The organism is Eubacterium xylanophilum ATCC 35991, assembly GCF_000518685.1.
In the GTDB taxonomy this organism is placed as follows: Bacteria; Bacillota; Clostridia; order Lachnospirales; family Lachnospiraceae; genus Eubacterium_F; species Eubacterium_F xylanophilum.
Genome location: NZ_JAEB01000001.1, coordinates 317,632 through 338,319 on the forward strand (window position 1 = coordinate 317,632; position 20,688 = coordinate 338,319).

A 20,688-nucleotide genomic window follows, 5' to 3' on the forward strand; every position below is an offset into this window, starting at 1 on the left:
CGAGGAGAAATGCAGGAGGAGATACTAAATTGATTAGATTTATCAAGCAAAAGTTAATCCACAAAAAGTGGATGGTAATATGTTTATTAATTGGAAATATTCTCTTGGCCGCAATTGCCAGCAGTAACCCAATGTACAAAAATGCGGCACTTGAGAAGACATTAAATTCCAAGTTTGAAAAAGCTATGGAAGAGACAAAGGAAGTTCCCGGCGTGCTGAGTATGGAGGCTGAACTCCGAGCAGGGAAGGGAAGTTCGGATTATTATAAGAGTATAGAAGAATTGGCAAAGGGCGCCCCGGAAGAACTTGGAATCACGCCAAAGTATATGGTTAGGACGTCTAAGACTGTTAAAATCCGCGGTGAGTATGTAGAAGCCCGTGGAATGACACAGTCTACCAAGACAATGCGCCTCGCGTCAATGACGGAATTGGACAAGCACATAAAAATGGTGGCTGGTCAGAAGTTCGACGGCAAAAAGTTGGCAGATGGCTCGATTCCGGTAATTCTAAGCCAAAAGGCCATGACAAAACTTGATGTAATTCTCAATGATAAAATTAAAATAAGCAAGTTTAATAATAGTGATGGAAGTCCGATGGTTGTCACAATTGTTGGAGTATTTGACGCATCTGATTACAATGATAACTATTGGGTGAAGAGTCCAAGTGAGTACTATACAGAGATGTTTGTGGATCAGTCTTTGTTTGACCAACTCTATGTCAATCTGGATAATCCTACATTTGATATCACTTCATCCTGGGATATGATATTTGATCATACAAGTATCAAACCTCAGAATGTGGATTCTATCATCGAGAAAACTGAGGACCTAATTGTAGAGGCAGGAAGAAATGCCAGAGTTACTGCAGTTAGAGAGGCTAGATACCTCACTATTTTGAGAGATTATCAGACAACTGCCAAGAAGGTATATACAACATTGTTGATTCTTCAGATTCCGGTGTTGTCGCTCTTGCTGGCATTTATCTTCATGATTTCAAGACAGATGCTCGACCTAGAACAGAATGAAATAGCGCTGTTAAAGAGCCGTGGTAGTAGTAGAATGCAGATTATATTCATCTACTTTTTGCAGTCGGCGATATTGTCGATTTCTAGCTGCATTGTTGGAATCCCACTGGCATTTGTTCTGACTAAGATTCTTGGATCAACCAATGGATTTTTGGAGTTCATTCAGAGAAGAGCTCTCAATGTAACTATAACAGGTGAGGTATTCTTGTATGCGCTTGGTGCTATTATTGTATCAATTCTTGTGATGGTACTTCCTGTTATCAGAGAGTCAAATGTTACAATTGTAAATGTTAAGCAGAAGAAAAATGCATTTGCAAAGAGTATATTTAGCAAGGTATATCTTGATGTAATTCTTCTTATAGTTTCATTGTATGGATTTTATTCCTTCTCTGCAAGAAAAGAAGAGTTGATGAAGGAGATGTTAGAGGGCGGTTCTCTAGATCCATTCCTCTTTATCTGTTCTTCGCTGTTTATCATAAGTGCCAGTATAGTGGGACTTAGAATTCAGCCATTGCTGATTAAGATTGTTTATTACATAGGCAAGAGAGCGTGGAAACCATCTTTCCAGGCATCCTTCCTGCAAATTATAAGGACAAGAAAAAAGCAGGGATTTATGATGGTATTCCTCATGTTTACTGTATCTCTTGGTATGTTTAATTCAACAGTTGCCCGCACGATATTATCAAACTCTGACAAGAGTATTGAGTATACCACGGGAGCGGATGTAGTGCTTGAGCAGCCATGGGAAGACAATTCGCTTTTGATGCAGTATTATCCTGATCTCGAGCTCACATATACAGAACCGGATTTCGGTGAATATGAGGGCATGGAAGGTGTGGAATCTGCAACTAAAGTTTATGTCAATAATGAGATTGAGACGAGTTATAACTCATCAAGTGAAGAGGAAGAAGATAATAATGTATCTACAACCCTCATGGCAATTGATACCAAGTCATTTGGTGAGACCGTGAGCAAGTTCAATGGAAATCTGCTTCCTGTTCACATTAATAGATACTTAAATGCCATCGCTAGGAAGTCTGATGCAGTGCTTCTCAGCGACAATTATAGAACCAAATACAACCTAAAAATAGGTGATGAAATTACATATAAGAACGACGAAGACAAAGAGGCAACGGGAATTGTATATGGCTTTGTCAACTATTTCCCAGGCTACAATCAGATGACAACAGAGCTCAAAGAAGAGAGCGAGACTTTGGTTACATCGGAACATTTTCTCATTGTGGCAAACCTCACAGAAGTTCAGCAGAATTTCGGGCTTCGCCCTTATCAGGTCTGGTTAAAGACCAAGGGGTCAAGCAAATTTATATATGATTACGCTCAGAAGAACAATATTTCATATACCAAATTTGAGGATGTTAATGCCAAGAAAATAGCAGTTAAGAATGATGCGCTATTCCAGGGAACTAACGGTATTCTCACCATGAGTTTTATCGTAATTTTGATTCTCTGTAGCACAGGTTTCTTGATCTACTGGATACTTTCTATCAGACAGCGAGAGCTTTTGTTCGGTGTATTTAGAGCTATGGGTATGAGTAAACGAGATGTAATTCAGATGTTGGTAAATGAGCAGATATTTAGTTCGGGTGTATCGATAATAATTGGAACTATTATTGGAGTTGTGTCATCGCAACTGTTTGTTCCGCTTGTACAGATATTTTACGCGACAACCGATCAGACTATTCCGCTTGAAGTCGTGAGCGAGAAGCTTGATTTGGTAAGACTTTTCAGTGTAATCGGAATTGTGATTATCATATGTATGGTTGTCCTTGGAAAACTTATTTCTAAGATAAATATTTCACAGGCGTTGAAACTTGGAGAGGATTAATTTATGGATAATATAATTGAAGCAAAGAATATAATACAAAGTTTTTCCCTCTCAAATGGGCAGGAACTTGAGGTATTACACAATATCAGTATAGACGTTCCTCGCGGAAAATTAACTATGCTCAGAGGACGTTCGGGCTCAGGAAAGACCACGCTTATGAATATTCTCAGTGCTCTTGACTATTCAAAGTCAGGTTCTGTGCAAATTGATGATCATCAGCTTCAGGAGATGACTGAGCTTGAGCGAGAGGAATTTAGACGTAAAAATGTGGGTTTTGTATTCCAGTCGGTTGCCCTGATTCCGATGATGACTGCATATGAAAATGTGGAGTTTGTTTTGAGGCTTGCGGGATACAAGGGAGATAGGCGCAAGCGTGTCAGCGAGTGTTTAAGGCTTGTGGGGCTTGGTCAGAGAATGCATCATATGCCACAGGAGTTGTCTGGTGGAGAGCAGCAGAGAGTTGCCATCGCGAGAGCAATTGCCCACAACCCTAAGATTATTTTTGCAGACGAGCCTACTGCCGAGCTCGATACAGCGACAGGCCTTCAGGTTATGAAAATATTCCGCGAGTTGATTGACCACGAGAATGTAACTATTGTTATGACAACACATGATATGGGACTGCTTGAAATAGCAGATCAGATATATCACTTAGAGGACGGTGAGATAGTTGGAGAAGATTAAGGTAAAAGATAATATAATTAATAAAATCAATGAGTTTAGACATACCAGTTCTCCAGCGGGAAATGTTTCTTCTAGTGTGGAAGATTTGGATGTGCCTGAAGATGTTATGATTGAATGCGATGGTCTTGTGAAAATCTATAAGACCAAAGATATCGAAGTTTTAGCACTTCAGGGACTTGATCTGACAGTTAAGAAGGGTGAACTTATGGCTATTATTGGAAACAGTGGTAGCGGTAAGTCTACATTCCTCAACATGATAGGTGGTCTGGATAGACCATCTGCCGGAAAGCTCTATGTAAACGGCAAGAATCTCTTTCAGATGACTGAGGAGGAGTTGGTTGAGTACAAGAGAACTACTGTTGGATTTGTCTGGCAGAATAATGCGAGGAATCTCCTTCCATACTTAACTGCGTGGGAGAATGTTATGACACCCATGCTTTTCAATGACAACAGCATGTCGGAAGCGCAGAAAAAGGAAAGAGCTGAGAACCTCCTAGAGCTTGTCGGCCTGGGAGATAGGAAAAACAGCAAACTAAGCCAGCTTTCCGGTGGAGAGCAGCAGAGAGTTGCTATCGCTATTGCTCTTGCCAATGAGCCAAAGCTTCTTTTGGCAGATGAGCCTACGGGAGCTGTAGATAGAAAAACAGCCGATGCGATTCTGGATATGTTTAGAAAGCTCAATGAGCAGTTAGGGCTTACAATTGTCATCGTTACCCACGATAAGGAGTTGGCTTCGAGAGTTAATCGAGTTATCTCTATTCGAGACGGAAAGACAAGTAGTGAGAGAATTATTAAGAGTGAATATAAGAAGCGCATGGAGAATATAACTCTTGATTGGAATCAAGAGGAAACTCAGGATGAATTTGTGGTTCTTGACCGTGCGGGAAGACTGCAAATTCCGGCAGAATTGCTCAAACAACTTGAACTTGACGGCAATAAAGTCAAGATAGAGATGGACGGTGACAAAATAGTGATTGAAAAACCTTCTCAAAAGTGATAAAATTTAAGAGTTATAGAATATAATTTTTAAAGGAAGAGTGATAAGGTTGAGTAGGTACGAATACGAGAAGAGAGCAAGACAAAGGAGAAGAAGAAGGAATAGTCAAAAACGCAGTTTTGAGCGAGGATATGATGCGAGATATACAGTGGAATCCAATCGTTCAAGGAGTAGAAATTATAATTCCGGTCGCGGAAGAAGGATAGGTGGAGTCCCTACAAGTGGGCGTGTGCAGCGAATGCGCAGAGCCAATATGAGGCGTGCGTTGATTGCATCAGCGGCAGTTGTGGCAGTTCTTGCCATTTTTGCAGTTGTAGTTTTTGCCCTTAGTAAGATGGGAAGCAATGGAACCAAAGTTGCTGCCACACCGGTGCCAACTCCTGTTCCAACAGTTGCACCAACACCGGTGCCAACTCCAACACCTAAGCCTAAGGCAGTTGCATTGACCTTTGATGACGGACCGTCAAGGGACAATACGGAGAATATTTTAGCCGTATTAAAGCAGTACAATGCACACGCGACCTTTTTTGTCGTGGGTAACAGAGTAGAAGTAGATGCTGATATCTTGCAACATGAGATTGAGGCCGGATGCGAAGTCGGAAGTCACAGTTGGAATCATCCACAGTTGTCCAAGATACCATGGTCAAAGGTGAAAAAGCAGTTGAATGACACCAGCAACATTGTCAAGAAATGCGGCAATGGATATGAGATGAAGACCCTCAGACCACCTTATGGTGCCATAAGTGAAAAAATGAGGAATAGACTCAAGGTGCCAATGATTCTATGGAGCCTTGATACGCTGGATTGGAAGAGCAGAAATGCCAAGAAGGTGTTCAATAATATCAAGAAAAATGTTAAGGATGGAGATATCATTCTGATGCATGATATTCACGCTTCTACGGCTGAGGCCATTAAGAAGATAGTTCCATGGTTATCAGAACATGGATATGATATGCTTACAGTTTCAGAGCTTTTTGAGAGAAATGGCAAGAAGTTCAAGGGCGGCGTTGCCTACACTGATGGGTTGACGGAGTAAGCAAATAAATTAAGGAATGGAAGGATAAAATTATGAAACAATTTATGGACAAAGATTTTTTGTTAAAATCAGATGTGGCCAAGAAGCTATATCACGATTATGCTGAGAAGACACCGGTGCTTGATTACCATTGCCATTTGGAACCAAGTGAGATAGCAAGTGACAGAAAATTTTCCAATATCACTGAACTTTGGCTCGGGGGAGATCATTATAAATGGAGAATTATGAGATCTAATGGAGTTGAGGAAAAGTATATTACCGGAGATGCTTCTGATGAAGAAAAATTCCATGCATTTGCGAAGGCTTTACCGAATGCAATAGGAAATCCAATGTACCATTGGTGTCATCTTGAATTGCAGAGATACTTTGGAATTCAGGAAACGCTAAGCGAGAAGAATTGGCGTGAAATATATGAATTGTGTAACGAGAAACTCAGTCAGCCCGATATGACTGCGAAAAAGCTTATCGAGATGTCTGGGGTGACCCTCGTTTGTACTACAGATGATCCTGTTGATGACCTTCATTATCACAGGGAAATCAAAGAAGATAGAGATTTTAAGGTTCAAGTGTTGCCTGCGTGGCGCCCTGACCTTGCAATGAGCCCTGAAAAAGAAGGATTTGGGGATTATATTGCAAAGCTTTCTGACGTGAGCGGCATTGACATCAAGGGATTTGCAAGCCTAAAGGATGCACTTGTAAAAAGGCTTGATTTCTTTGTGGAAAACGGTTGCTTGGTATCTGATCACGGATTGGATTATGCAGAATACAGACCAATCTCAGAGGATGAGATGGATGCTCTTGTAAGAAAAGCTCTTGTTAGCAATGATATCACAGTGGAAGAACAGATGCAGTTTAGAACTATGATGATGTTGTTCCTCGGTGCTGAGTATGCAAAGCGCGATATGGTTATGCAGCTTCACTATGGAGCAAAGAGAGAAAATAATCAGCGCGTATTTGAGAGTGCAGGGGCTAATGCAGGCATCGATTGCATTAATGAAAAGGGCTTTTGCTCAGAAGTAGCGGACTTCCTCAATGCACTTTGCAAGGATGACAATTTGCCAAAGACTATTATTTATTCACTCAATCCTGTGGATAATGCCTTGATTGGAACTATGATAGGATGTTTCCAGGGGGCCGGAGTGAGAGGTAAAATCCAGCAGGGTTCGGCATGGTGGTTCAACGATCACAAGCCGGGAATGACTGCTCAGATAGAGTCTCTGGCAAGCCTTGGTTTGCTTGGAAACTTTGTGGGAATGTTGACGGATTCGAGAAGTTTTATTTCATATCCTAGGCATGAGTATTTCAGAAGAATTCTCTGTAATTTTATCGGTGAATTGGTTGATAACGGAGAGTATCCAGAGGATTACCAGGTTTTGGGAGAGATTGTTGAGAATATTTCATACTATAACGCAGTTAGGTATTTTGGTTTTGACCTATAAATATAAGATTGGGGGAATTAGATGGATTTTAGATTAGTAAAGGACAAGGTGGCAAGCCTTGTAATAGATAAAAATTCAGAGGATTATGCAGGACTTTTGCACTCTTCAAAGTTTTTGGTAGAGGATGTCAAGCTCATTACAGATCAGGATATGGAGGTTAAGAACTCTATCGAGAATGAGCATCAGATTATCATGGGAACAATGGGCAAGAGTCCGATTGTAGATAAGTTTATTGAAGATGGCATTGTGGATGTCAAAGCGATAGAGAACAAGAGAGAGTGTTTTGTTGTTTCTCTTGTTGAAGTAGAGGGCATGCCTAAAATCGTAATCGTGGGAACTCAGACTATTTCTACGCTTTATGGAATGTATTATATTTCCAAAAAAATCGGTATTTCACCATGGGTTTACTGGGGTGATGTTAAGCCGCAGAAGAAGACAGAAATTCTAATTGATGACAGAATCAATCATGTTTCAAAGGAGCCATCTGTAAAATATCGTGGATTCTTTATGAATGATGAGTGGCCATCTCTTGGTAACTTTGTCATGAATACATTTGGCGATTTCAACGAGTTTTTCTACGAGAAAGTGTTTGATTTGCTTCTCAGATTAAAAGGAAATTATTTTTGGCCGGCTATGTGGTCAGCATCGCTTCCACTAGATGGATCTGAGGATCCACTTGCGATTCTGAAGCTAGCTACGAGTCTTGGAATTACAATAGGACAGTCTCATCATGAGCCATTGACAAGAGCAAGTGAGGAATGGGATAAGGTCAAATCCGATACTAACAACGAGGGTTATGGTAAGGACTGGAATTATTATACCAACAAGGAAGGCCTTTATAGATATTGGAAAGACGGCATGGAGCGTGACAAGGACTTTAGCCATATGATTACCATCGGAATGCGCGGTGAACGCGATTCTATGATGCTCGGAGAGGACTCAACTGTTCAGGAAAATGTTGAGCTTCTCAGAGAGATAATCACTGATCAGAACAAGATTATCAAAGAGACCGGCTGTGAGAATATGCCTAAGATGCTTGCTCTGTACAAGGAGGTTGAGCGTTTCTACTACGGTGGAGATGGTGTAAAGGGACTTCAAGGTTGGGATGCGTTGGATGATACAATTCTTTTGTTGTCAGATGACAACTTTGCCAACGTGAGAACACTTCCTACTGAGGAACTCAAAAATCGTCCGGCCGGATGGGGACTTTACTATCACTTTGATTATCACGGAGGCCCTATCTCATATGAGTGGATCAACTCCACACCGTTGGCTAAGGTTTGGGAGCAGGTAACCATGGCATATGAGTATGGCATCAGAGATTTATGGATCGTAAATGTGGGAGATATTCGTCCAAACGAGCTTCCGCTCTCATACTTCATGGAGTTAGCTTATGATTATGAGGGAATGGGCGCAACTCATCCTAATGAAACTCATATCTTTATTATCAATTGGGTTGAGCAACAGTTTGGCGCACATATTAAGGATGAAGCAGTTAAGAGGGGAATCGTGGAGGTTCTCAAGGAGTACGTGAGGATAAATGGTCTGAGACGTCCGGAAGCTATGAATCCAGGCGTTTACAGCGTCACTAACTTCAATGAGACCCAGAAGATGATTGCACGCTGTGAGGCTTTGTTTAACAAGGTCGAACTGCTTAAGAAAAAGATTCCGGAGGAGTCAAGAGATGCCTTCTTTGGATTGGTATATTATCCTGCGGCAGCAGGTATGAATCTGCAGCTCATGAGTCTATACTCTGCTATGAATGCATGGTATGCAGATGAAAGTGTGGCTGCGGCCAATATCTATGCAAGCAAGGTTGAGGATGCAATTGCTCTCGACAAGGAGCTTGAGAGAGAGTATAACGAGGATATGGCCGGTGGCAAGTGGAAGGGCATGATGCTTTCAAAACATGCATGCTTTGAAAATTGGAACGACGAGGGATGGCATTATCCTGAGTTCAAGAGAGTTGAAAATGTATTCAAGTCCAAGATGCTCGTGCGAGTTGAGGGGGCGGAACATTTTATCGATGCGGGAGAAGTTGTACTGCCGGAGTTTACAGAGGCAGGCAAGGAAGTTCGCACGATTGAAATCGCCAATGCAGGACATATGGCATTTGACTATGTCATTAATGCGGACGAAGGAATAAAGCTCTCATCCACAAGTGGCAAGGTTCAGACGGATGTTGTATATGTGAAAGTTTCCATTGACAAGAATAAGATTAAGTCGGATTCAATCAATGAGGTTGTTGTTAAGACAGCAGGTGCGGAGGATATCAAGGTTATTGTCAAGTACTCGGCGACACCTGAGAACATCCCTGAGGGAACCCATATCGAGAGAGATGGAATTGTATCTATCGAGATGGAGCACTATGTGAAGAATAAGAGTTTTGATGGACATAGATATGAAAAACTTCAGGAGTATGGCAAGACTTTATCAACTATGAAAGTTTATCCTGTAGTTGGAAATTATGATACTCCGGGTGAGGGGCCTAGTCTTCAGTATTCTATTTACGTGAGGGAAGCCGGAGAGTATGATATCAAGATGATTACCACACCGGCTAACAACTTGGAAGACGGTCGCAATATGAGATATGCTATTAGCGTAAATGACGGCGATATTCAGGTTGCCAAGACATTGCCGGATTCTGAAGAGGATTATGGAATTGGTGGCGGCGTCAATTCATGTGAAAAGTGTTGGGGCGCGGGAGTGCTCAACAATGCTCACTTTGCTGTGACAAAGCACAAGTTAGAAGCTGGAGTTAACAAAGTGACAGTTTACGGAATGGAGGCCGGACTTGGTCTTCAGAAGATGATTATATACAAAGATAATTTGCCAGAGTCATATCTAGGACCAGATGAAAGCCCTATGGCATAATTGGCTGGGATAGATTAACTTAGAGAGGACGATGTGATGTATTCAGTAAGTTTGCAAGAATGTATTGAGAAGATGAATTTGGAGGTTCTCACTCCGGAAGTGGATATTTCTGAGATTAAGGTGACTCAGTCTGATATTAACAGACCAGCTCTACAGTTGGCGGGATTTTTTGATTACTTTGATCATCATAGAATCCAGATTATAGGCTATGTGGAGCACACATATATGGAGAATCAAGGCATGAAAACCAGCATGGAGATGATGGGAAGAATCATGGCATATCAGGTGCCATGCGTGATTATCAGCCGTAATCTCCCTGTTCCCGGAGAATTCTTGGAACTTGCCAAGGAATTCAAGGTTCCGATTCTTAGAACCAAGAAGACTACATCATCCTTTTCATCGGAGCTGAACAGATGGCTCAAGGTACAGTTGGCTCCAAGAATCAGCATTCACGGCGTATTAGTTGATATATATGGTGAGGGAGTGCTGATAACCGGAGAGAGCGGAATTGGTAAGAGTGAGGTGGCATTGGAGCTTATTCACAGAGGACATCGTTTGGTATCTGATGATGTCGTGGAGATTAAGAAGGTCAGTGACGAGACTCTTATCGGTACGGCACCCGATATTACAAGGCATTTTATCGAGCTAAGAGGAATAGGTATTATAGACGCCAAGACACTTTTCGGTGTCCAGAGCGTAAAGGATACACAGGCAATAGACTTGGTTATAAATCTACAGGAATGGGATAAAAACCAGGAGTTTGACAGAATGGGACTCGAGGAATCATATGTAGAATACCTCGGCAACAAGGTGGTAAGTCACTCAATTCCTATTAGACCGGGAAGAAATGTTGCCATAATATGTGAGTCGGCGGCAATTAATTTCCGCCAGAAAAAGATGGGTTACAATGCGGCTGTTGAGCTTTACAATAGGGTTACAAACAATATTGAAAAGAAAAAATAGTCCGCTGGGTTAGTTGCAATTAGGTATAAAGGAGTTTACAAAATGGATAAGTATTATATAGGTGTAGATATCGGCGGTACATCAATTAAGATGGGACTATTTTCACACATTGGAGAATTACTGGAAAAATGGGAAATACCCACCAATAAAGAGGACGAAGGTTCTCATATACTAACAGATATCGCTGCGAGCATAGAGGACAAGAGAGTCGAGAAGGACGGCAATATTATCGGTATTGGAATTGGTGTTCCGGGGCCTGTGACAGACGATGGAACAGTATTAAAGTGTGTTAATATCAATTGGCCTGTTTTCAATGTTAAGAAAAAACTCAGCGATATCACAGGAATTGGAAATATAGGTGTTGGAAATGATGCGAGTATTGCTGCGCTTGGAGAAGTTTGGAAAGGTGGCGGTCGCGGATTTGACAGCATTGTACTGGTTACACTTGGAACAGGTGTAGGCGGTGGAATTATCATAGGCGGTAAGATGCTTACAGGTGTCAGGGGAGGCGCCGGTGAGATTGGTCATATAACTGTAAATCCTCATGAAACAGCAACCTGTGGATGCGGAAGAAAGGGATGTTTGGAACAATATTCTTCAGCAACGGGAATCGTCAGAATGGCGAAAGAAGGTATGCGCGAGGATTCTTGTCTTTCAAAGTTAGATGAGATAACTGCCAAGGATGTTCTCGACGGAGTCAAGGCTGGCGACCGGTACTGTGATGAAGTATTTGATAAGTTTGCCAGTTACTTGGGTGGAGCACTTGCGACTATAGCTCAGGTAGTGGATCCGGAAGCATTTGTTATCGGAGGCGGTGTGTCAAAGGCCGGAGATATGCTTCTCGAGAGAATAGAGAAGTACTACAGAGAGTCTGTTATGCCTGCACTCAGTGACAAGGAGTTTGCGTTGGCGCAGCTTGGAAATGATGCGGGAATATATGGTGCTGTTCGCATGGTGCTATAATCGAAGATGAGAAACGGAGATTCATATATGGAGATACTAGAAAATGAAGAACTTGGGAAACACTCGACATTTAAGATAGGTGGTCCTGCGAAGTACTATGCTATTCCGTCCAGTGTTGATGAAGTTAAAGAGGCTATAGAATATGCCAAGGATAAAAATCTGCCCTATTTAATAATAGGCAAAGGAAGCAATATTCTCTTTCATGACCGAGGATATGATGGGGTCGTAATAGAGATTGGTTCTAAAATGCAGATTATCGAGAGAATAGATGATTTAAATATAAGAGCAGAGGCCGGTACATCGTTGTCTGCACTTTCCAATTATGCGGCAAATGCCTCTCTTGCTGGACTGGAGTTTGCTGCTGGGATACCGGGAACAGTCGGTGGCGGCGTTACTATGAACGCAGGTGCATATGGCGGTGAGATTGTAGATTGTATACAGTCGGCGACCGTGCTTGACAAGGATGGCAATGTAAGAGTGCTACAGGTCAATGAGTTGGATCTGTCCTACAGGAGTAGTATAATACAAAAGGAAGACTATATCGTCTTGGATGCAACATTTCAGTTGATTCCCGGCGATGAAAATGATATAAGGGCCACAATGAGAGATTACAACGGCAGAAGGCGAGATAAGCAGCCTTTGGAGTATGCCAGCGCGGGAAGCACATTTAAGAGACCAAAGGATAACTTTGCCGGCAAGCTGATAGAAGATGCAGGGCTTAAGGGCTATTCTGTGGGTGATGCACAGGTATCGGAAAAACATTGTGGTTTTGTGGTGAATAAGGGAAATGCAACTTACTCAGATGTCAAAGCTGTGATTGAACATGTGCAAAAAGTGGTCAAGGAACAGTTTGACGTGGAATTGGAAACTGAAGTAAAGATTGTTTAGTATAAAGGCGGTTTAACTATGAGATTTGTAATTGTGACAGGAATGAGCGGAGCAGGGCACTCATCTGCTATGAGAATATTAGAAGACGCGGGGTACTTTTGCGTAGATAATCTCCCTGTGAACCTTCTGTCTACATTTATGCAGTTAACCGTCGACTCAAGTGAGGAAATCGAGAGAGTAGCTCTGGGAATAGACGTGAGAGTCGGACAGGAGGCTTTCAAAAATATAGATGAAAAACTCGCTGAATTAAAGAAGTCTGGCTTTCAATTTGAGATCCTATTTCTTGAGGCTTCAACCTCAGTATTAATTAAGAGATACAAAGAGACCAGAAGACTTCATCCTCTTGCAAAGGGCGGAAGAATCGACTCTGGAGTGGCAGAGGAACGTGAACTGCTCGGCCCAATTAAGAAGAGTGCGGATACGATAATAGACACTAGTACATTGCTTATTAGAGACTTAAAAAGAGAATTAGACAGAATATATGTTGATAATGAAAAGTCAGTTAATTTGTATTTGACATTCATATCCTTTGGTTATAAATACGGAATCCCATCAGATGCGGACTTGGTTTTTGATGTGAGGTTTTTACCCAATCCATTTTATATTGATGAGTTAAAATCTCTCACGGGTAATGACAAGCCGGTTTCTGATTATGTTATGCAATATGAAAATGCTCAGCTCTTTTTGGAAAAACTCAAAGATATGCTGGATTTTCTGGTTCCAAATTATATTACTGAGGGTAAAACCCAGTTGGTTGTGGCAATTGGTTGTACAGGAGGAAAACATCGATCGGTGACATTGGTCAATGAGATTTTCAAAAAATATGAAAATGGAGCATATGGATCCAAGAAAGAACACCGTGATATAGAGAAAGATAGGTTGAGAAAAAATGTCATTTTCCAAGAGAGTTAAAAAGGAGTTAGGGCAGCAAATTAGCAAGGCTAGACACTGCCAAATTGCCGAACTTTCTGCGCTTTTTGAGATGTGTGGCAAGGTGGATGTTGCTGCTATTTCATCTGGAGATGGAGATGGCTCGAAAAAAAAATATATAAATTTTCGTACAGAAAACTTGACAGTTGGAGAAAAATATTCTATCTTATTTAGTAAGGCGTTTCATTGTGACATACCTGTCAGTCAGTCGGAAAACTTATACGAGGTTTCCATTGATGACATGGAGCTCGCTGAGAGTTTTGTTGCCGCATTGAAACTGAAAGAGGCAAGAGTTATGGCGCATGAGCTTATCGTGCAGCGGGAGTGTTGTAAGAAAGCTTATGTGAGAGGACTATTTTTGTCATGCGGATCTGTTACGGATCCGGATAAGGGGTATCATCTTGAGTTTTCCTTGCCCAGTCGGGAGAAGGCTGAGAGTTTGATTCAGTTGATTGGATTTTGGGGAATCAGATTTAAGATGATAGAACGCAAAAAAAACTATATTGTGTATTTGAAAGACGGGGAATGTATTGTTAATATCCTAGGGATCATGGGTGCGCATGTTGCTCTAATGGAGTATGAAAATGTGAGGATTCTAAAAGATGTCAGAAACTCAGTTAATCGCAAGGTTAACTGCGAGACTGCCAATATAAAAAAGACTGTTTCGGCGGCTACGAGACAGATAGAGGATATTCAATACATACGTGATACGACCGGTTTTGGACATCTCACCGATAGCCTGAGAGATATGGCTATGCTTAGACTTGAGTATCCGGACCTGCCGTTGAAGGAACTCGGAGATATGCTCAGTCCACCTATTGGCAAATCAGGAGTTAATCACAGGCTCAGAAAACTGAGTGAGATTGCTGAGGGGATTAGAGCAAAAGAACGCACACAATGAATTTCGGAGGAAAAATATGATTACTAAAAACGTAGATGTGAAGATTAATGAAGAGGGAACCAGACCAATCGCAAAGCTTGTACAGATAGCTAGCCAGTATCAGAGCAAGGTTTGCATCAAGCAGGAGAATAAGACTGTCAATGCCAAGAGTATCATGGGAATGATGACTTTAGGCTTGGTATACGGACAGACAATCGATATCGAAGTAGATGGCGAAGACGAGTCAGATGCTATGCAAGGTATAGAGACATTCTTGAATGGTGATTGATAGGTTTTCATTTGTTTTGTATAGTTAATATGAACTCAGGAGATTGTCTTAGTCAATGATTGGGACAGTCTCTTTTTTTGAAATATATACTGCTTTTCTCACCCACAGGGCATGAGACAATCCAGAGAATAGGAGGAATACTCTTGAATTTTACACACTTACACGTGCATACAGAATACAGTCTTTTGGATGGTGCAAGTAAGATTAAAGAGCTCGTGGCAAGAGCCAAAGAACTTGGAATGGATAGCTTGGCTATCACTGATCACGGCGTGATGTATGGTGTCATAGATTTTTACCGTGCAGCCAAGGCAGAGGGAATTAAGCCGATTATAGGATGCGAGATTTATGTTTCGCCGGGATCTAGATTTGACAGAGAGCTAAGCAAGGGGGACGATCGATATAACCACCTTGTATTACTTGCAGAGAATGACAAGGGATATCACAACTTAATGAAGATTGTTTCTAAGGGCTTTACAGAGGGCTTTTACTACAAGCCTCGTGTGGATTATGAAGTTCTTGAGCAGTACCATGAGGGGATTATAGCTACCAGTGCGTGTCTTGCGGGAGCAGTTGCATCCAGATTGGCTAGAGGTATGTATGATGAGGCCAAGGAAGAGGCACTGAAGTTGCAGAGCATATTTGGAGAGAATAACTTCTTCCTCGAGTTGCAGGATCATGGAATTGACATACAGAAGACAGTTAATCAGGGCATTATGCGTCTGCATGCCGAGACGGGAATTCCTCTTGTGGCAACTAATGATTCTCATTATACTTATGCCGAAGATGAAGAGGCCCATGATATACTTCTCTGCATTCAAACGAGAAAAACAGTAGAAGATGAAGATAGAATGCGCTATGAGGGCGGACAATTTTACCTAAAGTCCCCTGAGGAAATGGCCCAGGTCTTTTCTTATGCGCCTGAGGCCCTTGAAAATACCCACAAAATTGCTGAGAGATGTAATGTGGAGATTACCTTTGGCGAGTACAAGCTTCCTCATTTTGACGTGCCTGAGGGGTACGACTCAGAGTCATATCTGAGAAAACTGTGTGACGATGGATTGAAGTGGAGATACGAGGGCACAGGTAAGGATATGAAAGCCTTGAAGGAAAGGCTTGATTATGAGTTAGATGTCATAACTAATATGGGATTCGTGGACTATTTTCTCATAGTATGGGACTTTATAAAATATGCCAAGGATTCGGGAATCCCAGTGGGACCGGGACGTGGTTCTGCGGCTGGAAGTATAGTTTCATATGTATTGAATATTACGGATTTGATTGATCCGATCGAATACAATCTTCTCTTTGAGCGATTTCTCAATCCGGGGCGTGTAACTATGCCCGATATAGACGTGGATTTTTGTATTGAGGGAAGGCAGCAGGTAATAGATTATGTGACGGAGAAGTACGGCAAGGATCAGGTGGTTCAGATTGTCACATTTGGAACCATGGCAGCTAAGATGGTTATTCGCGACGTGGGAAGAGCGCTGAGTCTTCCGTATGCGCAGGTGGATATGGTGGCCAAGATGATTCCCGCTGACCTTGGAATGACTATTGACAAGGCACTAAAATTAAATGGAGATCTGAAGAGTCTGTATGATTCAGATCCCGTGATTAAAAAACTTGTGGATATGTCCAGAAGGTTGGAGGGACTCCCTAGACATACATCTATTCATGCGGCTGGAGTTGTTATCAGCCCTAAGCCAGTTGACGAGTTTGTGCCTCTATCAAAGTCTACAGACGATATTATTACGACTCAGTATACAATGGTTACCCTAGAAGAGCTGGGATTGCTTAAAATGGACTTTTTGGGCCTTAGAAACCTAACGGTTCTCAAGAAGGCGACTGAGGGAGTGGTTGACCTTCGCAAGATAGATTATTCTGATCCGAAGGTATATGCCATGATATCTGAGGGAAAGACGGATGGAGTGTTCCAGCTTGAAAGCGATGGAATGAAGAACTTTATGAAGGAGCTAAAGCCTGAGAGATTAGAAGATATCATAGCGGGAAGTGCCCTTTATAGACCGGGTCCGATGGATTTTATTCCAAAGTATATTTCGGGAAAGAATAATAGGGATACGATTCAATACGATTGTCCGGAGCTTGAGCCGATTCTATCCAATACATACGGATGTATCGTCTATCAGGAGCAAGTTATGCAGATAGTGCGAGATTTGGCGGGCTACAGCTATGGGCGAAGCGATGAAGTTCGACGTGCCATGTCCAAGAAAAAGGTTGCGGTCATGGAGCGAGAGAAGAATAATTTTATATATGGCAACGAAGAAGAAGGTGTTGAAGGCTGTATAAAAAGGGGGATATCCAAGGAAGTTGCGGAAAAAATATATGATGAGATGACAGATTTTGCCAAATATGCATTTAATAAATCTCATGCGGCGGCATATGCGATTATCACTTTCCAGACAGCCTATGTAAAGCTATATTATCCTAGAGAGTTTTTGGCAGCACTGCTTACATCTGTCAAGGACAACTCAGCAAAGAAGATCAAGTATATTATGTCATGCAAGGAAATGGGCATAAAAATGTTCGCACCGGACGTCAATGATGGTGATGTTGATTTTATGCCTACACCTGAGGGTATAAAGTACAGTTTGGCTGCCATAAAGAGCGTAGGTGAGCCTATGGTCAGGATAATAGTCGAGGAGAGGGAAAAAGGCGGAAAATTTACCTCTCTAGAAGACTTTTGTTCCAGACTAGTCAGCAAGGGAGTCAACAAGAAGGCTGTGGAGGCGCTCATAAAGGCAGGTGCCCTTGATTCAGTGGAGGGCAATAGAAGACAGAAAATGTTGGCTTTCCCGGCTATCATGGACAGTGTTGCATCGGAAAGAAAAAAGAATGTCGAGGGACAGATGAGTTTTCTTGACATAGCAGAAGATGATGACACAGAGGATATAGAGATAAAACTCCCTGATGTTGGCGAGTACGATAGGCAAACTCTTCTTGCCAATGAGAAGGAAGTTCTGGGAATCTACTTTAGTGGTCATCCACTGGAAGATTATATGGAGGTGGTCAAGAAAAATATTTCTCGAACATCCGCTGATTTTGTGCCTCTGGAAGAGGGTGAATTGCCGAGGGTAAAAGACCAGGCTACGGAGATAGTTGCGGGTATAATAGAAAATGTTAATGTGAAGACCACCAGGACGCAAAATAGAATGGCATTTCTCAACTTAGAGGATCAATTTGGCACGATAGAAGTTATCGTATTTTCTAAGCAATTCGAGAAATATAGATTTGAACTCAGAGAGGACAACAAGGTATTTATTAGAGGTCGAGTATCCCTTGAGGAAGATAAGCCCGGCAAATTAATATGTCTTCAGTTGCTTCCTTTTGACGAGATTCCTAGGAGATTGTGGTTGCAGTTTAAGGACCGAGAAAGTTACGAAAAAAACGAGCAGCAAATTTTCGAAATTTTATCGAAATATGACGGAAATGACAAGACGTCAATATACTTGTCAGGGGACAAAAAGGCCAAAGAACTGCCTGCAAAATACGATACGGAAATCACCGGGGAATTGCTTGAGGAACTTTACAGAAAATTTGGAGAAGATAATGTAAAAGTTGTTCAAGAAAGTATTGAAAAAAAGTTGTTTATGTCGTAGAATTAAAGATAGTGATTGGAGGATATAGAGATGGCAGATAAGAAAATCAAAACTATAGGTGTATTGACAAGTGGTGGGGATGCTCCAGGAATGAATGCAGCAATTCGTGCAGTTGTTCGTGCGGGCATATCAAGCGGACTTAGTGTCAAAGGTATAAGAAGAGGGTACGCAGGACTTCTTGAAGAAGATATCTTTGATATGGATACTATGAGTGTATCTGACATAGTTCAAAAAGGTGGAACAATTCTCTATACATCGAGATGTAAACGTATGACCACTCCTGAGGGACAGGTTCAGGCTGCTGAGATTTGCCGCAAGCATGGTATTGAAGGTATAGTTGTCATTGGAGGAGATGGTTCCTTCCGTGGAGCGCAGAAGCTCTCGGCTAATGGCATTAATACTATTGGAGTTCCCGGAACTATCGACCTGGATATTTCATGTACAGAGTACACAATCGGATTCGATACAGCTTGTAATACAGCGATGGAAGCGATTGACAAAGTTAGAGATACTTCCGCATCTCATGAGAGATGTAGTATAATCGAGGTTATGGGAAGAACTGCAGGACATATTGCTCTTTGGTGTGGTATCAGTAATGGATCAGAGTATGTATTGATTCCGGAGCGAGCTGATGAGGATGATGTTGAGAATATCATCGAAAAGATTACGGCCAAGAGAAGAATTGGTAAGAAGCATCATATCATCGTCAATGCCGAGGGAATTGGCGATTCATATGAGATGGCTAAGCAGATTGAAGAGGCCACCGGAATTGAGACAAGAGCTACTGTAATTGGCCATATTCAGAGAGGTGGAAATCCTACATGTAGAGACCGTGTCTATGCTTCGGCTATGGGAGCGAAGGCGGTTGATCTTCTGATTGAGGGCGAGACTAATAGAGTTGTTGCTTACAGAGATGGAAGATTTTGTGATTTTAATATCGATGATGCCTTGAAGATGACCAAGGATATCGATCAGCATCTGTTTAGTCTAACAAAGAGACTATCTAGATAGTATTAATATATCAAACCACAAGATGTATTACGAGCGGAATATTTTTTATAGGTTTGATAATATGACAAATTAAAAATGTGCAAAAAAAAATAGGAGATTCAATGTAATCTCCTATTTTTTTTTTTTGAAACGCATATTGCTGGTCTTACTCACGTCGTTCGTAAGACAATAAACGCATATTGCTGGTCTTATTCACGTCGTTCGTAAGACAATAAACGCATCCTGCTAGTCTTATAACTTGAAAAATATTTAATATCAATCTGTTATAACTTCATCGATATCTTCACTGATATCATCATCATCTGGAAGATTAATCTTAACATATCCTCTCATCTCATCCGAGTCATCCACAAAGAAGTCGTTGTCGAGGTCGTCATCGTAGTCGTCTAGATAGTCTTTCATGAGAATATTTTTGAGTATATATAGTCCTGTGCTAACTATTCCCACAATACTAACAACAACTATAAGAAATTTAAAAAGTTTTTTCATAGCTCTTTCCTTTCTGTTGATTTTTCTATTCACAATACTTAATTGTATTTTAAGCTATTACAGTAAAAAAGTAAAGGGTTTAAATAAATTTTAAGTTTTTTTAAATAAATTTGAATAAAACACTTGCATTATTTAAATAAATGTTATATATTGTTAGTGTAGTTTGATATTTTATTGGTAAATTTATTGTATGGAGGTTTGAATATGGCAGCAGAAAAAGATGCTAAGAAAAAAGATGTAACTAATGTAGCAGAGGACGCTAAGAAGGCAGCAAAGCCTGCTACTAAGAGAGGAAGAAGGAGAAAAGGTGCTAAGAGAGGACCTAAGCCAGCATCTGAAAGAACTGTGGATTTTGTAGTACAGTTTGGTGGAAAAGAGACATCATACGGTGATATCGTAGGACAGATTAAAGAGATGTGGAAGTCAAGAGGTAAGAGAGAGACTTCACTCAAAGCTCTTAACATTTATGTTAAGCCTGAAGAGAGTACAGCATACTATGTAATTAATGCTGGAACAAAGGGCGAAGAGACAGGAGAAATCAAGTACTAAGATTGACTATTTATTAAAAAGCAACTGATTCGTCAGTTGCTTTTTTTGTATAAATTGTCTTACGAACAACGTGAGTAAGACCAGCGACATGCGATTCCGATAAATTGGGGCTGTCGCACTAAGACAGTCTAAAAACAGGAAGAGTCCAACCGACTCGAGACGCAATGCATGCGCATTGAAGTCTCTCTCTGGTTGGCCTCTTCCTGTTT

The 20,688-nt window shown here is 41.3% G+C and carries 16 protein-coding genes; 15 read left to right on the forward strand and 1 reads right to left on the reverse strand.

What is annotated here, in order from left to right:
• Nucleotides 1–29: 29 nt before the first annotated feature.
• From L877_RS0101440 to pfkA, 14 genes are all read left to right on the forward strand, one after another.
• Nucleotides 30–2,870 (forward strand): ABC transporter permease, encoded by a 2,841-nt coding sequence (locus tag L877_RS0101440; RefSeq protein WP_026834571.1) that lies wholly within the window; start codon nucleotides 30–32, stop codon nucleotides 2,868–2,870.
• 3 nt (nucleotides 2,871–2,873) lie between these two features.
• Nucleotides 2,874–3,554, forward strand: a complete 681-nt coding sequence (locus tag L877_RS0101445) for an ABC transporter ATP-binding protein (protein ID WP_026834572.1) — start codon at nucleotides 2,874–2,876, stop codon at nucleotides 3,552–3,554.
• Complete coding sequence (locus tag L877_RS0101450; protein WP_341349114.1) at nucleotides 3,541–4,551, forward strand: ATP-binding cassette domain-containing protein; 1,011 nt, start codon at nucleotides 3,541–3,543, stop codon at nucleotides 4,549–4,551. The genes L877_RS0101445 and L877_RS0101450 overlap by 14 nt, the downstream gene beginning before the upstream one ends.
• A 49-nt stretch (nucleotides 4,552–4,600) precedes the next feature.
• Nucleotides 4,601–5,587, forward strand: a complete 987-nt coding sequence (locus tag L877_RS13260) for a polysaccharide deacetylase family protein (RefSeq protein WP_051437601.1) — start codon at nucleotides 4,601–4,603, stop codon at nucleotides 5,585–5,587.
• Between the two features lie 32 nt (nucleotides 5,588–5,619).
• Nucleotides 5,620–7,026: a glucuronate isomerase gene (uxaC, locus tag L877_RS0101460; protein ID WP_026834574.1), complete on the forward strand. Its 1,407-nt coding sequence runs from the start codon at nucleotides 5,620–5,622 to the stop codon at nucleotides 7,024–7,026.
• Nucleotides 7,027–7,047: 21 nt separating this feature from the next.
• A complete protein-coding gene (locus L877_RS0101465) occupies nucleotides 7,048–9,900 on the forward strand; it encodes a glycosyl hydrolase 115 family protein (RefSeq protein WP_026834575.1) in 2,853 nt (950 codons plus the stop codon).
• A 36-nt stretch (nucleotides 9,901–9,936) separates the two neighbouring features.
• Nucleotides 9,937–10,863 (forward strand): HPr(Ser) kinase/phosphatase, encoded by a 927-nt coding sequence (gene hprK / locus L877_RS0101470; protein ID WP_026834576.1) that lies wholly within the window; start codon nucleotides 9,937–9,939, stop codon nucleotides 10,861–10,863.
• Nucleotides 10,864–10,905: 42 nt separating this feature from the next.
• On the forward strand, nucleotides 10,906–11,826 hold the full coding sequence (locus L877_RS0101475) for an ROK family glucokinase (RefSeq protein ID WP_026834577.1): 921 nt from the start codon (nucleotides 10,906–10,908) through the stop codon (nucleotides 11,824–11,826).
• Between the two features lie 27 nt (nucleotides 11,827–11,853).
• Nucleotides 11,854–12,714, forward strand: a complete 861-nt coding sequence (gene murB / locus L877_RS0101480; RefSeq protein ID WP_242837099.1) for a UDP-N-acetylmuramate dehydrogenase — start codon at nucleotides 11,854–11,856, stop codon at nucleotides 12,712–12,714.
• Between the two features lie 18 nt (nucleotides 12,715–12,732).
• Entirely contained in the window at nucleotides 12,733–13,626 is an 894-nt protein-coding gene (rapZ, locus tag L877_RS0101485) for an RNase adapter RapZ (RefSeq protein ID WP_026834579.1), read from the forward strand.
• Nucleotides 13,604–14,545, forward strand: coding sequence for a DNA-binding protein WhiA (whiA, locus tag L877_RS0101490; RefSeq protein WP_026834580.1), 942 nt, complete (start codon nucleotides 13,604–13,606; stop codon nucleotides 14,543–14,545). The genes rapZ and whiA overlap by 23 nt, the downstream gene beginning before the upstream one ends.
• A 16-nt stretch (nucleotides 14,546–14,561) precedes the next feature.
• Nucleotides 14,562–14,813 carry an HPr family phosphocarrier protein gene (locus L877_RS0101495; protein ID WP_026834581.1) on the forward strand — a complete coding sequence of 84 codons (252 nt, stop codon included), beginning with the start codon at nucleotides 14,562–14,564 and terminating at the stop codon, nucleotides 14,811–14,813.
• 143 nt (nucleotides 14,814–14,956) lie between these two features.
• Nucleotides 14,957–18,430 (forward strand): DNA polymerase III subunit alpha, encoded by a 3,474-nt coding sequence (locus tag L877_RS0101500; RefSeq protein WP_026834582.1) that lies wholly within the window; start codon nucleotides 14,957–14,959, stop codon nucleotides 18,428–18,430.
• Between the two features lie 30 nt (nucleotides 18,431–18,460).
• Complete coding sequence (gene pfkA, locus L877_RS0101505; RefSeq protein WP_026834583.1) at nucleotides 18,461–19,441, forward strand: 6-phosphofructokinase; 981 nt, start codon at nucleotides 18,461–18,463, stop codon at nucleotides 19,439–19,441.
• Between the two features lie 255 nt (nucleotides 19,442–19,696).
• Here pfkA and L877_RS0101510 read toward each other — a convergent pair whose 3' ends face one another.
• A complete protein-coding gene (locus L877_RS0101510; protein ID WP_026834584.1) occupies nucleotides 19,697–19,930 on the reverse strand; it encodes a hypothetical protein in 234 nt (77 codons plus the stop codon).
• Nucleotides 19,931–20,134: 204 nt separating this feature from the next.
• Between L877_RS0101510 and L877_RS11705 the strand changes: the two genes are divergently transcribed.
• Entirely contained in the window at nucleotides 20,135–20,479 is a 345-nt protein-coding gene (locus L877_RS11705; RefSeq protein ID WP_051437602.1) for a DUF6465 family protein, read from the forward strand.
• The last annotated feature ends 209 nt before the right edge of the window (nucleotides 20,480–20,688 follow it).

What these genes read in the sequence shown, in the direction of transcription:
- L877_RS0101510 (WP_026834584.1), bottom strand. Translation starts at nt 19,930, where the DNA reads ATGAAAAAACTTTTTAAATTTCTTATAGTTGTTGTTAGTATTGTGGGA.
- pfkA (WP_026834583.1), top strand. Translation starts at nt 18,461, where the DNA reads ATGGCAGATAAGAAAATCAAAACTATAGGTGTATTGACAAGTGGTGGG.
- rapZ (WP_026834579.1), top strand. Translation starts at nt 12,733, where the DNA reads ATGAGATTTGTAATTGTGACAGGAATGAGCGGAGCAGGGCACTCATCT.
- L877_RS0101475 (WP_026834577.1), top strand. Translation starts at nt 10,906, where the DNA reads ATGGATAAGTATTATATAGGTGTAGATATCGGCGGTACATCAATTAAG.
- L877_RS11705 (WP_051437602.1), top strand. Translation starts at nt 20,135, where the DNA reads ATGGCAGCAGAAAAAGATGCTAAGAAAAAAGATGTAACTAATGTAGCA.
- whiA (WP_026834580.1), top strand. Translation starts at nt 13,604, where the DNA reads ATGTCATTTTCCAAGAGAGTTAAAAAGGAGTTAGGGCAGCAAATTAGC.
- uxaC (WP_026834574.1), top strand. Translation starts at nt 5,620, where the DNA reads ATGAAACAATTTATGGACAAAGATTTTTTGTTAAAATCAGATGTGGCC.
- hprK (WP_026834576.1), top strand. Translation starts at nt 9,937, where the DNA reads ATGTATTCAGTAAGTTTGCAAGAATGTATTGAGAAGATGAATTTGGAG.
- murB (WP_242837099.1), top strand. Translation starts at nt 11,854, where the DNA reads ATGGAGATACTAGAAAATGAAGAACTTGGGAAACACTCGACATTTAAG.
- L877_RS0101445 (WP_026834572.1), top strand. Translation starts at nt 2,874, where the DNA reads ATGGATAATATAATTGAAGCAAAGAATATAATACAAAGTTTTTCCCTC.
- L877_RS0101465 (WP_026834575.1), top strand. Translation starts at nt 7,048, where the DNA reads ATGGATTTTAGATTAGTAAAGGACAAGGTGGCAAGCCTTGTAATAGAT.
- L877_RS0101495 (WP_026834581.1), top strand. Translation starts at nt 14,562, where the DNA reads ATGATTACTAAAAACGTAGATGTGAAGATTAATGAAGAGGGAACCAGA.